General features: G+C 37.8%; 17 protein-coding genes, 1 tRNA gene and 1 pseudogene. 12 read left to right on the top strand and 7 right to left on the bottom strand.

What is annotated here, in order from left to right:
* Positions 1–33: 33 nt before the first annotated feature.
* Complete coding sequence (locus BN1206_RS00095; RefSeq protein ID WP_014565477.1) at positions 34–387, top strand: helix-turn-helix domain-containing protein; 354 nt, start codon at positions 34–36, stop codon at positions 385–387.
* Positions 384–806: a M48 family metalloprotease gene (locus BN1206_RS00090; protein WP_014565476.1), complete on the top strand. Its 423-nt coding sequence runs from the start codon at positions 384–386 to the stop codon at positions 804–806. Before BN1206_RS00095 ends, BN1206_RS00090 begins: the two co-directional genes overlap by 4 nt.
* A 71-nt stretch (positions 807–877) precedes the next feature.
* Here BN1206_RS00090 and BN1206_RS00085 read toward each other — a convergent pair whose 3' ends face one another.
* Positions 878–2,071: an SLAP domain-containing protein gene (locus BN1206_RS00085; RefSeq protein WP_013436923.1), complete on the bottom strand. Its 1,194-nt coding sequence runs from the start codon at positions 2,069–2,071 to the stop codon at positions 878–880.
* A 134-nt stretch (positions 2,072–2,205) separates the two neighbouring features.
* On the opposite strand from BN1206_RS00085, the gene BN1206_RS00080 reads away from it, so the two are divergent.
* Complete coding sequence (locus tag BN1206_RS00080; protein WP_013436922.1) at positions 2,206–2,886, top strand: SLAP domain-containing protein; 681 nt, start codon at positions 2,206–2,208, stop codon at positions 2,884–2,886.
* 50 nt (positions 2,887–2,936) lie between these two features.
* On the opposite strand, the gene BN1206_RS00075 is transcribed toward BN1206_RS00080, so the two are convergent.
* Together BN1206_RS00075 and BN1206_RS00070 are read right to left on the bottom strand one after the other, a co-directional pair.
* Complete coding sequence (locus tag BN1206_RS00075) at positions 2,937–3,965, bottom strand: helveticin J family class III bacteriocin (RefSeq protein ID WP_013436921.1); 1,029 nt, start codon at positions 3,963–3,965, stop codon at positions 2,937–2,939.
* 19 nt (positions 3,966–3,984) lie between these two features.
* Positions 3,985–4,308, bottom strand: coding sequence for a hypothetical protein (locus tag BN1206_RS00070; protein ID WP_003628386.1), 324 nt, complete (start codon positions 4,306–4,308; stop codon positions 3,985–3,987).
* A gap of 304 nt (positions 4,309–4,612) precedes the next feature.
* On the opposite strand from BN1206_RS00070, the gene BN1206_RS00065 reads away from it, so the two are divergent.
* Both BN1206_RS00065 and BN1206_RS00060 read left to right on the top strand, forming a co-directional pair.
* Complete coding sequence (locus tag BN1206_RS00065) at positions 4,613–4,966, top strand: helix-turn-helix domain-containing protein (protein ID WP_013436920.1); 354 nt, start codon at positions 4,613–4,615, stop codon at positions 4,964–4,966.
* Entirely contained in the window at positions 4,963–5,385 is a 423-nt protein-coding gene (locus BN1206_RS00060; protein WP_013436919.1) for a M48 family metalloprotease, read from the top strand. Before BN1206_RS00065 ends, BN1206_RS00060 begins: the two co-directional genes overlap by 4 nt.
* A 77-nt stretch (positions 5,386–5,462) precedes the next feature.
* Here BN1206_RS00060 and BN1206_RS00055 read toward each other — a convergent pair whose 3' ends face one another.
* On the bottom strand, positions 5,463–6,134 hold the full coding sequence (locus tag BN1206_RS00055) for a hypothetical protein (protein ID WP_052542664.1): 672 nt from the start codon (positions 6,132–6,134) through the stop codon (positions 5,463–5,465).
* Between the two features lie 126 nt (positions 6,135–6,260).
* Between BN1206_RS00055 and BN1206_RS00050 the strand changes: the two genes are divergently transcribed.
* A complete protein-coding gene (locus tag BN1206_RS00050) occupies positions 6,261–7,019 on the top strand; it encodes a lysophospholipid acyltransferase family protein (protein WP_052542662.1) in 759 nt (252 codons plus the stop codon).
* Between the two features lie 164 nt (positions 7,020–7,183).
* Here the strand turns inward: BN1206_RS00050 and BN1206_RS00045 are convergent, their stop codons facing one another.
* The gene (locus BN1206_RS00045) at positions 7,184–7,609 is read right to left on the bottom strand and encodes a helix-turn-helix domain-containing protein (RefSeq protein ID WP_231575936.1); all 426 of its coding nucleotides are present in this window, start codon (positions 7,607–7,609) and stop codon (positions 7,184–7,186) included.
* 95 nt (positions 7,610–7,704) lie between these two features.
* Between BN1206_RS00045 and BN1206_RS00040 the strand changes: the two genes are divergently transcribed.
* From BN1206_RS00040 to BN1206_RS00020, 5 genes are all read left to right on the top strand, one after another.
* Entirely contained in the window at positions 7,705–8,541 is an 837-nt protein-coding gene (locus BN1206_RS00040; RefSeq protein WP_052542659.1) for a glycosyltransferase family 8 protein, read from the top strand.
* 17 nt (positions 8,542–8,558) lie between these two features.
* On the top strand, positions 8,559–9,515 hold the full coding sequence (locus tag BN1206_RS00035) for a glycosyltransferase family 8 protein (protein ID WP_013436909.1): 957 nt from the start codon (positions 8,559–8,561) through the stop codon (positions 9,513–9,515).
* A 13-nt stretch (positions 9,516–9,528) separates the two neighbouring features.
* A complete protein-coding gene (locus tag BN1206_RS00030) occupies positions 9,529–10,476 on the top strand; it encodes a glycosyltransferase family 8 protein (RefSeq protein WP_013641346.1) in 948 nt (315 codons plus the stop codon).
* A complete protein-coding gene (locus BN1206_RS00025; RefSeq protein ID WP_013436907.1) occupies positions 10,473–11,342 on the top strand; it encodes a lysophospholipid acyltransferase family protein in 870 nt (289 codons plus the stop codon). The genes BN1206_RS00030 and BN1206_RS00025 overlap by 4 nt, the downstream gene beginning before the upstream one ends.
* 95 nt (positions 11,343–11,437) lie before the next feature.
* Complete coding sequence (locus tag BN1206_RS00020) at positions 11,438–11,668, top strand: cytochrome b5 domain-containing protein (RefSeq protein WP_013436906.1); 231 nt, start codon at positions 11,438–11,440, stop codon at positions 11,666–11,668.
* Between the two features lie 79 nt (positions 11,669–11,747).
* Here BN1206_RS00020 and BN1206_RS00015 read toward each other — a convergent pair.
* Positions 11,748–13,555: pseudogene (locus BN1206_RS00015) on the bottom strand (flavocytochrome c).
* Positions 13,556–13,682: 127 nt separating this feature from the next.
* On the opposite strand from BN1206_RS00015, the gene BN1206_RS00010 reads away from it, so the two are divergent.
* Positions 13,683–14,606, top strand: coding sequence for a LysR family transcriptional regulator (locus tag BN1206_RS00010; protein WP_013436904.1), 924 nt, complete (start codon positions 13,683–13,685; stop codon positions 14,604–14,606).
* Between the two features lie 85 nt (positions 14,607–14,691).
* Here the strand turns inward: BN1206_RS00010 and BN1206_RS00005 are convergent.
* Positions 14,692–14,764 (bottom strand) — tRNA-Asn (locus tag BN1206_RS00005).
* Between the last annotated feature and the right edge of the window lie 54 nt (positions 14,765–14,818).

Raw genomic sequence — 14,818 nt, 5'->3', positions numbered from 1 at the left:
TTAATAATTTGAAATATTCGGAGAATGCTTGCCATGATTGAATTAGAGCGTACTAAAGAATTAGCAAAAAAATATAAAATGAACTTACGTGAAGTGAATGACAAGGCTGGATTGGGTACTAATTCTATCTATAATTGGAAGAATAAAAGGCCTGGTGGTGATGCCTTAGAGGCTGTCGCTGAAGTATTAAATACTTCAATCGATTACCTAAAGGGTAAAACCGATGATCCTACCCCTATACCTACAAAAGGACAACCAACTTCTATTCCACTAGACGAAGAAAAGCCTTATTCATATCATGGTTACAACGTTCCTGAGAGATATCTCAATATGATTCGAGGACTAATGGAAGATGATATTAAGGAAGGTCGTGCAGACAAGAAATGAGAAACTTAGGCAAAGAAGAGTTAATTGAGTACTTACTCAATTATGCTTTTAAGCACGGTCTTTCATACATCTTGGTTAAAGGAGAGCCATACGACCCAGCACTTTCATTTAAGAATGCTCATAAAATGGTAATCAATACTAATTGGCATAACCCTAATGAATTGCCTTTTATCATTGGCCACGAAATTGGTCACTTAATGTTAGGCGATTCAGGTATCGCCTATTGGCCTAGTTTTTCAGGGCAAAACTCAGAAGAAGAGGAAGCAGATCTATTTTCTCTTAAGATTATTTACGACTATTCCTGCAAAAATGGTGACTACATTCAAGAACCAGGAACCTTTATGCAGAACTATGGCATCCCCGAAAGAATGACCGCTGCAACCAAGCAACTTTTTAAAGACAATGACGATCTAATGTAACAAAAAACTGATGCTCCTAGCTTCATAGCTTAGATGCATCAGTTTTTTAGTTTTAAAATCTATTTTTAATTTTACTTTTTCGCAGCAGCCTCTGCTTCAGCAGCAGTGTTTGATGGTGTTAATTTCAAACCATTTGGATCAACTTTAACTTCACTTGCTTTTATGTATGCATTTTTAATTGGAACACGATCGGAAACATAGTCGCCATTGTTTGTTAAGCGATAAACGCTTCTATATTCACCATTCAAATGTAAACGATAGAATAGTTCAGCCTTATTTTCCTTGGCTACCCAAATGTATGATAAGCTATCAACTCTCCATGCCGAATCGTTCTTCTTAATTCTAATATTTTGAGAAGTACCATCTGCATTGTAGACTTCAACTGGTTGATCCATAGTAATTAATGATTTGTCTGTTTTGTTATAGCTCTGAACTGATAATTGCTTAGCAGCTTGAACATCATTATTATAAATCCAGTAATCCGTTCCCTTAATATGATAAATTGCTAGCTCATTATCGTCATCACCGTCTTGCCCAGTACCAGCACGTGTCCCTTGTTCTAAACGGTCTACCACAAATTTATCACCTTTTTTAACACGTTTATTAGTACGTTGGACTTGGATTTTACCTGGAACTTCTGTAAAAAGATAAGTGTATGGAGTAGTTACTGTTACAGTGGTTTCATATTTACCAACTGATTGGGTATTATTAGTTGGGGTGTTTGACGAATTATTAGAACTTGTTGAAGTATTAGTTCCGATAACTGGACCTAAGTTAGCAGTTCTAACATATTGCTTTCTTGGTCCGCCTACCTTGAAGTAGTGCTTACCATTTTTAAAGGTGTAATAGCCACCATAAGTAGTTACTATTTCGCCTTTGTATAACTTCCATTTCTTACTGCTTGCAGTCATACCGTAAGGCGTTTTTTGAGTAGAAGTACGATAAATATAAGCATTGTGGGTTACTCTACGTCTTACACCATCAATATTAGTTACTCTAACATATTGGTTTTTACCTGAAATCTTGTAATATTGGTTACCGTTAATAGTTACAGGGGTTGGATCAACACTGATTGATCCGTAAGTGTAATACTTTTGACCTGTTGAATTGCCATCTTTATCATAAGCAATTGAATTATACATAACTGTCTTTCTGACAGAATTATCTGCAGCTTGAACCGTGTGAACTTGTGAGCCGAATGAAAGCACTGGGCTTACAGCCATTAATGCTGCAACTGAAGCCAAGATAAGTTTATTCTTCTTCATTTTAATCATCTTTCTGTTAATATCTCGCTGATACTTCTATTATCTCCCCCAATTTTTAAGTCAATCAATATAGACATTAATGAAAATGAACTATAATTGTATTAACAGTTAAGATATTAATGAGGTATTAATATATGAAAAAGAATAAAACAATATTTACTGTTCTGATCGCTGTCTTTTTAGGCATCGTTTCACTGGGCATGAATTCCAGCCCAGTTAAGGCAGCCAATAATGTGAAGCTGTATTTAAACAGTAACTCCTATGTATACAACAACAAAGGCCAACGTTTACGTGGTAAAAACAATTATCTTAAGAAGAATAAGGCTGTTACTGCTCCAGGAAAATTGCTAAAAACAAATTCTGTGAAGAGATATTACGTGCAAGTACGACAAGATTTACAATCAAGTCCTGATTTTAAAGTTGATTTATATTATCTTCCATATAAAGTTATTAAATCTCAACCATACTACAAGTTGAACAATAATAAATATATCAAATGTTGTAATATCAAAAGAATAAACCAAAAAACTGTTTTTACTAATCAAGCAACTGTAATAGTTGGAAAGCCATTACCACCAGATAAAAATGTATATGCTATGAACCCATCTGGTAAATTTACCAAGAAGATCTTAAAAAGAGGACAAAAATTAGTAGTCGATGAAGCCAATATTTTAAATGGCTCACTTTATTCTTCTTATCATATTAAAAACACGCAATACTGGATTTACTCTGGAAATGTAGTTAAAAAGCCAAAAATGCCATTTTCAGCTCATCCAACAAAATCATTTATCAACATGCAAAGAACGCAATATTAATAAAAGACCAATATGTTTAAGCATTGAACATATTGGTCTTTTTTTATTAACTACCAATTAATCTTAAAAATTTTATTCTTTCGAGTTGTATAATCTGAACTATCATGGTAGGCAACAGTCAGATAAAGATCATTTTCACTATTAACTTGAATACCTTCAAATTCTGTAGCATATCCCGATTCATTTAATTTAAAACTATTATCTAAACGAATTATATCCCATTCAGAAGCTTCAGTAGCTTCCCATGGAATTTTGACTATTTTTCTAGGTTTAGAATAAATATCTGTTTGATCTGGATGTGCCTCACTTGAAATATAAATATTCAGGTTATCATCAATATCATATCCTTGTAATGATGTAATTTCTTTTACTAGACCTTTAATTTTAAATGCTTTCAAGCACTGATCAGCTAATGTGTCTGTCTTCAAATTTACATCACCTGTACCAACTCTATCTAAAGCATTGTTAACATCTTCCAAATTATAAAGTGAAAAATATCCTGTGCCACTTTTATCTACAGTAACAATTAAAAAATAACTATAATTTGGAGATGGAGATACGGCTGCTTCAGATCTAACCAAGTCATTACCACTATACGCTAATCCAAATTTCCTACCAGCTTGATTTAAATTGGAAATACGAGGTAATTGCGTGTTGAATTTATATTCAGCTTTACTGAACTTTACTCTAGCAATTTGAGTATCCCAATAAATTGAAGGATGATCAGGATCTTTTTTAGGCTTAGTACCGATAAACCATTCACTTGCTCCACTATAAGAATCTGTCCGATTAGCATATTCCCAAGTTTGAGTATGACCACCAGCTGCTTGCAAAGTTTTATTAGCAGGAACAGAATGAATCCCATCTAAATACAATCGCTCAACATTACTATTCTTGCCTTTTCCTTTCACAAAATCTCTCCCATGACGAGCACGATATACTACCGCATCTGTACCCTGTTTTAGTAATTGAAGAGCATAATTGTAGGTCTTTCCAACATTACCCTTTTGAACTACAACCTCATGCAAGCCATTCAACTCATACATTTTCTCTATATTCGCATTTGTAATATCAACCATAATAAAACCTCCAAAAAATCTACTTATCCTGAGTCTCATGCAAGTCATTCATTTGCTTTGCAACTTCCGCAAAAATGTCCTGCACTTCTTGTTCACTCAACTTAAAGCCCTTAGCTTGCAAGCCATCAACTACTGCATTGCCAACTCGATTGATCTTCTTTTCATCAGATAAATTCTCTTGGTCATACATGTTGATGTAGCTTTTCATTAGATTGCTTGTAACGATACGCAATCTTTCCAGTCGTTTATTCTTAAAGTGAACATGACTCAAGATACCGACACTTACAACACTAATAACCCAAAACGCTAGAGCTATTAATTCAACGTAATCATGTATATCCATGATTCTTTCCTCACCTCTTTTTTCTTTATTACACAGCCATTGGCACCACCTCTTTATAGAAAATTTATCAACTTAATACTAATATCCGTTGACTAATATTAGTATTTATACTAATATAATGGTATAAGAAATAACCTTAAGCACATGATTCCTTTCTTACTTACACACGTGTTTCTAGGCTCTTTTCTTATTTCTTTCATATCTCGTTGACAGTTCTTATACTACGTCTATAAACTAATATTGTCAACACATTTTTAGTAAAAATACTTATTTAATATTTTGAAATACGTGGAGAATGCTTGCTATGATTGAATTAGAGCGTACTAAAGAATTAGCGAAAAAACATAAAATGAACTTACGTGAAGTGAATGATAAGGCTGGGTTAGGTACTAATTCTATCTATAATTGGAAGAATAAAAGACCTGGTGGTGATGCCTTAGAAGCCGTTGCCGAAGTACTAAATACTTCAATCGACTATCTAAAAGGCAAAACCGATGATCCTACTCCTATACCTACCAAAGGACAACCAACTTCTATCCCATTAGATGAGGAGAAGCCTTATTCATATCACGGCTATAATGTTCCAGAAAGATATCTCAACATGGTTCGAGGACTAATGGAAGATGACATCAAGGAAGGTCGCGCAGACAAGAAATGAGAAATCTAGGCAAAGAAGAATTAATTGAATATTTGCTCAACTATGCTTTTAAGCATGGCCTTTCATACATCTTAGTTAGAGGCGAGCCATATGATCCTGCACTTTCGTTTAAACATAAGCACAAGATGATAATCAACACTAACTGGCACAATTCTAATGAATTGCCTTTTATTATTGGGCACGAGATTGGACACTTAATGTTAGGTGATTCAGGTATTGCTTATTGGCCTAGCTTTTCAGGGCAAAACTCAGAAGAAGAGGAAGCAGATCTATTTTCTCTTAAGATTATTTACGACTATTCCTGCAAAAATGGTGACTACATTCAAGAACCAGGAACCTTCATGCAGAACTATGGCATCCCCGAAAGAATGGCCACCGCAACCAAGCAACTTTTCAAAGACAATGACGACCTAATGTAGCAAAAAAACTGATGCTCCTAGCTTTATAGCTTAGATGCATCAGTTTTTCTATGCTCTTTTAACGTATTTTTTTCACTTTAAAGGCCAAATAAAAGTAAATTGTCGCCTTCAACGCCAATATTGTTATCTTTCTTAAGTTGCTTCAAAGAGTTTACTACAAACTTCTTCTGACTACCCTTAAGCTTATTAGCAGCCTTCATTGCAGCGTTAAAGTCGCGTTTATTTTGTTTATTCTTTAGACTAACGATGTTCTTATCAGCGCTTCTATTAGCAATTCTCTTCAATGGATTTACTACTCCGCGCATCCCCTTGCTATTGAAGTAATAATATTGAAGCATTGCTTGCGTAGTCCAGCAGCTGTACTTCTTATCCTTAGAAGCCACTAAGTACAATGGAGCACCACTAATTTTGCCGTGGAATCTGACTATCTTTTCAACTCTAAATTTAACGTTTTGAACCTTAGCTGGACTAATTGTCTTGCCCTTGAAGGTTTCATAATGCGTTAAAGCATATTTGTAGTTGTTTTTTCCTACATAAATAGGATCTGCATCTTTGGAATTCTTAATTCTTAAAACATAGCCTTGTTTAGTTAACTTAGGGTCATTTTCAATTACGGCCTTAGGATTAACATTTGTGGTTTTAGGTGCACTGCTAGCAGTACTTGCAGCTTGAACAGTAGCAGGTGCAACGCTTAAGAGAAGTCCCGCAATAACAGCGGAAGAAAACAACAATTTTTTGTTAAGTTTCATACTCAATTTCCCCTTTACTCATGAATTCAGGAATATTATTGCACAAAATTTTTGCCTGATGCATCGATTTTTCGCTTAATATTTTTCATGATAAGATTAATTCATAACTATCTTGAAGGAACACGAATGAAACGAATTTATTATTATCACAAAACTACCGACGATGTGGTCGACAGCCACGATCAAAATTTCAGCTTACCAGACGACTATGTGATTTTGCCCAATTCTCGCGGTGCAAAAATTTGGTCAGCAATCGCTCGTCGTCTTGCCGCCGGCTTCGGCTGGATCGTTTTTCGCTTTTTCGACAACGTGAAGGTAATCGGCAAAGAAAAACTCAAGCAAGTCGACGGTGGCTACTTCATCTACGGCAACCATACCAGACCAATGGGCGATGTTTTTACATCCCTTACGATTTTTCCAATTAAGAACTTCTACGCTATCGCAGGTCAAGCCAACTGGGGCATCCCCTTCATCGGCAAATACCTGGTACGCTACGGTGGCCTTCCCGTTGGTAAAGACTTAAAACAGTCGGTCAAGCTGATCAAGGCTATCAAAACCGTGATCAAAGATAAAAAAGGTGAAGTTCTAATCTACCCAGAAGCCCACGTTTGGCCCTACTACACCAAAATTCGTCCCTTTGACGCAACCAGCATGCACTTTCCTGTTCAACTGAACGCGCCAAGTTTCGTTATGACCAAAACCTACCATAAAAGACGCTTTGGGAAGCGCCCTCGCGCAATTGTTTATATCGACGGACCATTTTACCCGGATCAAACTTTAAGCCGTAAGGAAGCCCAAAATAAGCTCCACGATGAAATTCAAAAGACATTAATTGACCGAGCTAAGCTCAGCGATTATGAATATTGTCAATACATAAAAAAATAAGGTTAAGAAACGTTTTTGCTTCTTAACCTTATTAGCTTGTCTTTAAGAGTTTTAGTTACCTAATTAACATCATTACTAAATGTGTGACATCATTTAGATTGTCTTTTCGAATAGAATTACTCAAAAGTACAATCGCATTTTCATCATTCATCCATTCTTGATGCTTAAAAAAGGTCATGCATAGCTTGTTTAACTGCTGCAGTATCTGTTTTATCATCTTTTGAATTTAGTGCAGCTATGATCAAGTTTGCCCTATCTCTTAATTCTGTTGACATATGTTTAGTATTCAAAATTTTCAGCTTTAACTCTTTGGCTTTTTTTACATCATTATCATAAAAAGCTTGATTTAATTCTTGAGATATTTGGGAGTAATCTATGTTATCATTTGATGGAAAATACTTTTTAAAAAATTGAGTAATTGATATTCCACGTAACTGTAAAATTAAAATCAAATCATCAATAAAAATTCTATTTTGTCCATTTTCCATTTTAGAATAATGGGTAACAGATATTTTGCTTTCCTTAATCATTTGACCTTGTGTTAATCCTAATGATTTCCGTTCTTTTCTCGAAGCTTCTGAAATTTTCATTGACTTCATCCCTTCACTCAGAAAAATGCATTCTACACGGTATCATATAGAATATACAGATTAGTAAATTCGAATACTACTAAACAGGAGCAATTATGAATATACTTTTTTGCGGGGACGAAAACGCAGAAGACGGCGTTTTAATCTCCACACTATCTTTATTAAAGAACTCTGGTGCAAAGGAACTGCACCTCTACATTTTAACCATGGAAGCTCACAGCGATAAACGCAAGTATCATCCCTTCTCTAAGCATGCCGCAGATTTTATTCGTTCTTTATTAGTTAAAGCAAACCCTAAAAATACGCTGGAGTTGATCGACTGTACCGATCTATTTATCAAGCAGCCACCTACAGCCAACATGAATACGCGTTTTACGCCTTATGCCATGTTGCGTCTTTTTGCGGATGAATTGCCACAGATCCCTGATCGTATTCTTTACCTGGACGACGATATCGTTATTCGCGGCGACATTACTGCTTTTTATAAGCAAAACATCAAGGGTATCGAACTCATCGGTGTACTCGACTACTGGGGCAGATTTTTCTTCCACAATGTCAAAACTAAGCGCGTCTTTGACTACCTGAATTCCGGCGTCCTGCTGTTAAACATGACTAAGATTAAACAAACCGGTCTTTTTGCTAAAGTCAGAGACATGATGCAAACCAAAAAAATGTTCTTGCCCGACCAGTCCGCAATTAATAAGCTGGCTGTCGCCAAGCGGGTCGTGCCACGCCGCTACAACGAACAATATCGTTTACAAAAGAACACTAAGATTCAGCACTTTACTACTAGTTTTCGTTTCTGGCCTTACTTCCATACGCAGACAGTTAAGCCATGGGACGTTGACCGTGTGCACAGCGTACTTCATTTGCACGAATATGATGATTTACTCAACGAATATCTCAAGATTCGCAATAATTTGAAAGAATAATACTTGGAGGAACTATTTTGAAAACTATCCCTGTTTTTTACACTATCAGTGACAACTACACGCCATATGCATTTGTCTCAATTCAATCATTAATGGATCATGCTGATCCTAAGAAGGACTACACTATCACTCTTTTGGTTCAAGAAATTTCTGATGAACACAAAAAGAGCTTGGAAGACATGTCAACTGACAACATTCATGTCCACGTCTTCCACATTGACGATGACATGGTTAAGCCAATTCACAAGACTAAGGAAAACTACTTACGTGCCCAATTTTTCACCATGTCCATCTTCTACCGTTTGTTCATCCCTGAATTATTCCCACAATATGACAAGGCAGTTTACCTAGATGCCGACACCATTATTTGCACGGACATTGCGGATTTATACAATACTGAAATCGGCGATAACATGTTTGCCAGCTGTCCTGATTTATCTATTCGCTACATGCCGCTTTTACAAAAATACATTAAAGAGTGCCAAGGCATCTTACCTGCCGAAAAATACATCAACAACGGTGTCATTTTGTTCAACATGAAGGCCTTCCGCGATAAGCACTTCGTCGATAAGTTCTACTACTTGATGGGCAAGTACCATTTCGACAACGTCGACCCAGACCAAGCCTACATGAACGAAATCTGTGAAGACAAGATCTACCACTTGCCTAAGGAATGGGACGCTATGCCTAACGAAAGCATCCCCGAAATTGAAAATCCTAAGATCGTGCACTACAACTTGTTCTTCAAGCCATGGCACTTTGAAGACGTGCAATACGCTCACTACTTCTGGGACGTTGCCAAGACCACGCCTTACTATGACGAATTAAAGCAGCAACTTGCTGACTTTACTGACGAAGATCGTAAAAAGGCCCGTGCCGATCTTGAATGGATGGCCAAGAAAGTTGACATGATCGTTGACGAACCTAACACCTGGGCTAAGGTCAAAAAGCACGAATCCGTTAAGATTGACTAAGAAAGGAAAATTTATGACAGTACCAGTTTTTTACAGCATTAGTGATGACTTCACTAAATATGCGGCAGTATCACTCAATTCTTTGGTTAAACATGCCAGCTCTGATACAGACTACACCGTGTATTTCCTAAGCCAAGATTTGTCTGATGAGCATAAAAAAGATTTAAGCGATCTCGGCAATGAAAATGTACACGTAAAGTTTTTCCATATTGACGACAAGTTGGTGAAGCCGATTCAAAACCGAAAGGAAAACTTCTTGCGGGCCGACTTCTTCACCATGTCAATTTTCTACCGCTTGTTTATTCCTGAATTGTTCACGCAATACGACAAGGCAATCTACATCGACAGCGACACCGTTGTTAACGACGATATTGCTAAGCTTTACAATGTAGAGCTTGGCGACAACTTATTTGGTGCCTGCACCGACTCTTCAATTCAATTTGTGCCTAAGATGGTGAAATACATCAAGGATGTTTTAGCACTCGATCCTAAGAAGTACATCAATTCAGGAATGTTGGTCATGAACGCTAAGCAATTCCGTGACAATCTTTTTATCGATCACTTCATGGAACTGCTTGAAACTTACCACTTCGACTGTATTGCACCCGATCAAGATTACTTAAACGAAATGGGCGAAGGCAACATTCTTCACCTTGATCCACGCTGGGATGCTATGCCTAATGAAAATACCGAACCGATCAAAAATCCTGGTTTGATCCACTACAATCTTTTCTTCAAACCATGGCATTTCAAAGGCGTGCAATATGAAGATTATTTCTGGCAAAGCGCTAAGGAAACCAAGTTTTACGACGAACTAAAGGCTGAACTCGATAACTACACCGATGAACAACGTGCGGCCGATCGTCAAAAGCTGAACCACATGCTTTTAAAGGAAGACAAAACAGAAAAAGACCCTAACAATTGGGCCAAAGTTAAGGAACGTGAGGCAGTTAAATTATGATTTTTGGTGATAATCGAGAAGCAGTAATTAAAAATATCAAAAAAGCTGCCAACGACCGTGATTTTACGGCTAAGGTTGAAATCGGTGACCCACAAATGTCGCTTGATGAAAGATTGAAGCTAGTTAATGACTACTGGGAAAACCGTAAAACTTTTTCCAGCAAGATCAACAACCGCATTGGTCATGTGATTTTTAATACTTTGGCTAAGACAATCGCTGGCTCAACCGAATTCGAAGGCCTAGAAAAATTAAACAATTTACCTATTGGTGGCGCGATTGTTACTTCCAACCACTACAATCAAGTCGATTCGCTTCCAATTAAGCTCCTCGCTGACAAAATGCACTGTCAACTTTCAATTGTTATTGAAGATACCAACCTGATGTTGCCTGGCTTTTTCCGCTACTTGATGAACTATGTCGGCACCATTCCTTTGGTTCAAAGCCCTAGTTACATTGCCAACGAATTTCCAAAGCATTTGAGCCAAGCATTGGATCAAAACAACTGGGTTTTGATTTATCCTGAACAAGAAATGTGGTGGAACTACCGCAAACCTCGTAAGTTGCAACGCGGTGCCTACTATTTTGCCGCTAAGCAAAACGTGCCAGTTATTTCCACTTTTGTTGAAATCAAGGATTTGCCTAAGGTCGAAAAAAAGGACGCCAACTTCTACGAAACTAAGTACATTGTGCACGTTTTAGACCCCATTTATCCCGATGTTTCCCTAAGTGCTAATGAAAACGCCCACCATATGATGGAACAAGATTACAAGCAAAAAGTAGCTGTTTACGAAAAGATCTACGGTAAGAAATTAAACTACGATTTCTTAGATTGGGATATTGCCGGCTGGCGTGGTCACCTTTCATAAAAAAGATATAAGAAAAGATAGACCGCTTCTATCAAAAGTGACACTATGTTACTATTAACCTATAGTAGTTTTACTTTAGAAAGGAGCTTCTCGATATGAAAGAATTCACTAAAGAAACTCTGTCAAATTATGATGGCAAAAACGGTCGTCCAGCTTATATTGCCGTAAACGGCGTAGTCTATGACGTAACCAATAACTCTCACTGGGTTAACGGTGAACATCACGGCATGCGTGCAGGACGAGACGTAAGTTTTGATTTAACCAATACATCCCCACATGGGGCAAAAGTTTTAGTTCACACCAACAAAGTTGGTACTTTTAACTAAATAAAAATTTTGATCCGAAAAATGAATCCACCAAAAAAGTGTCTAGGAATTGTTCCTAGGCACTTTTTGTTTTTAGTAGTTAATTATTTTTTTCCGCAAAAGCAGTGTTAGCTGCGATTCTACCAAAAGTAAAGATATCAGCAAGGGAATTACCACCAAGACGGTTGCCGGCATGAATACCACCTGCAATTTCACCTGCAGCGTAAAGTCCCTTAATTACAGCACCGTCTTTATTGATCACGCGGGCCTTGGTATCGATCCTAAGACCACCCATTGTGTGGTGAATAGCTGTTTTACGAGGCGTAGCATAGAATGGGGCAGCTTCACACTTCAAGTTGAAGGCACTCTTGCCAAATTCTGGATCTTCACCAGCATCAACGTAAGAATTATATTTCTTAATTGTATCTTCAAGCACCTCTGGCTTCATACCAATTTGCTTGGCAAGGTCGGCTAAAGTATTTGCCCTGAAAAGCGTTCCTGCCTTAACCTGAGCGTCGATTGACTCTTGGGTAGTGTTATAGGCAGTGGCCTTAATTTTATCGTCAGCGATCAAATAGAAGAGTCCTCCGTTGGCAATTGCAGCTTTGGCCAGCGTATCACGTTCCGCAAATTCATTTACGAAACGTTTCCCCTCTTTATTTACCATAATGTAGTTCTCAGGTGGCGTCTGCAAACCAGTGAATAATTCACCAGTCTTTGGATCAGACACAGGCATCAATTGAATAAAGCCCATGCCGACCAAGTCTGCACCAACTTCTTTTCCTAAACCGATCCCATCACCAGTTATCGCTGGAGAGTTAGTCGTTGGCATGTCGCTATCGATGTGTTTCCAATAAGTGTTGTACTTTTGGACCATCTTCATGTTGGCGCCAAAACCACCTGAAGTTAAGATAACTGATTTAGCGTGAACGGTAACCTTGGAGCCGTCGCTCTTTTCAGCAACAACGCCAACTACTTTATCGCCATCCACAAGCAAGTGCTTAGCGTGAGTTTCAGTCAAAACAGTTGCGCCATGGTCCTTAACCCAGTCGCCCAAAACATGAATATAAGCATAACCCATTGGTTCAACTGGCTTGTGACCTCTACGCCAAAGAGCACCAACTGGCATTGTTACTTGGCTATCGTCAAATTTTACGCCAAGTTCTTTAAGCCAGTTAACTGAATCGAGTGCATTATCAACTAATTCCTTAACTAAAGCGTAAGTACCGTGAATCTCGTGTCCATTCAAATCGGTTCGCTTACCACCAACATAGGTTTGAATTTCATGCAGTAATTTTGAATCAAATAAATAATTTGCGCCTGAATCAACGTATTCCTTAATTTGTTTTTGCAATGCCTCAAAGTCGGAACGATATTCTGGATCAATCTTTTCAATTGGTGTAGCGGCTAATTTTTCCAAGTCCTCTTTTTCACCAGCTAAAGCCTTAAACTTCTTTTGCCATTCAGGCTCGGCCGCATTCATTGGACCACCAGCACGAGTCGTATTGCCGCCAATTTGTGGGAATTTTTCAAGTACGACAACTTTTCTACCATGTTGGATACTGCGCGCAGCTGCAGCCAGCCCAGCACCACCGGCACCGATAACTACTACATCAGTAGTATATTCTTCATCCTTTGTCGCATGTGCCTTGCTAGGCTTAGCACGCTTTTTCCATTCTTCGGCGTCTCCGCCGGCTTCAGTGATTGCTTCCGCAACCCCATCGATTACACCATGGCTAGAGATAGTAGCACCACTGACTGCATCAACGTTTAAAGTTTGATTATCGACAATTAATTTTGGCAAACGGTTGAACACCTCATCAGCAACGCCCCTAGTTTCACCGCTTGCATTGACATATAGCTTGAGCCATGCCCTTTTGCTTTTACATCGTATGTACCTGGTTTCATAGCCATAAAAATCTCCCTCTTTTTGTATGTAAAGGTTTTCTTCTTTATTTTAATGGGGAATCTGGCTTAGGCAAAATAGTTTTCTAGCTAATGAGTTATAATAATTTTATTATTGGAGGTATATTTTATGAACGATCCTGAAGCATTATTGCATTATCTCGACGTATTACTAAAAGAAAACAATTTTACCAAAGCCGCTCGCGAGTTATATATTTCCCAGCCTTATTTAACTCAACTCATTAAAAGAATTGAAAAGCGCCTCGGTACGCAAATTATCAACCGCGATCACGTGCCTTTTTCGCTGACTGAAGCTGGAATGATTTACTACAAATATTTAGAAAACATTTCCTACAACGATCAGCAGCTCGAGCGTGAACTTGCACCCTTTACCCAACCTAATAAAGAGATTATTAAGGTTGGCATTTTAGAGAGCTTAGGTACTTTTTTATTACCTCGACTTCTTCCAGATTTCTTAAAAGAAAATCCTACAGTTGAAATTCAATTATTTGAAAATTCACCTCGTACAAATGAAACTAAATTGCTTAATGGTGAAATTGATTGTTACATCGGTCAAACACCTAAAACCATTTCTCGTGATTTAACTTATTCTGTTAAAGATGGTGAACAGTACTATGTAGTCATTCCTCAGAGCTCGTCATTTTTCCAATCTGGCAAGTTTATTTTGGAACCAAGCAGTCTGGACCTGAAAGAAGTTTTACAGGATCCTATGGTCTTAAGCTCCTCTGAGTCGGCCATTCGCCATCAAGTTAACGGGCTTTTTCAAAAGTTCCATATTAAGCCTAATATTGTATTAGAAAGTAAAAGTATCGTCACAACTACCGAATTAGCATTGCGTGGTGTAGGCTTAACTATTTCTTCAGCCAGCATTTTAACCAAAATGCGGCAAACACCGATCAACTTACTACCTATTGATGAAAATCTGATCTACATTCAATTCTTCATTGCCACTCAAACAAATAAAGAATTGTCTCCTGCACTACAAAGATTAATCACTTGCTTTAAAAAACTTAATCTTAAATCAAGCATCTAAAAAAGACCGAGGATAATTCCTTGGCCTTTTACTTACTACTTATTTAGATACCAAAAAAGAGGCCCGGCGGCCTCCTTCTTCCGTGCTCCGGCTGTCAGACTCGAACTGACGACATCTTGATTAACAGTCAAGCGCTCTACCAACTGAGCTAAGCCGGAATATTAAAAAAGAGCACGGCAGCTTCCTTTCCTCGCAGGCAGTTGCCCACCAAC

It is taken from the genome of Lactobacillus sp. OTU4228 (genome assembly GCF_001006945.1).
Taxonomy (GTDB): domain Bacteria; phylum Bacillota; class Bacilli; order Lactobacillales; family Lactobacillaceae; genus Lactobacillus; species Lactobacillus amylovorus.
This window is presented reverse-complemented; position numbering and strand designations above follow the sequence as displayed.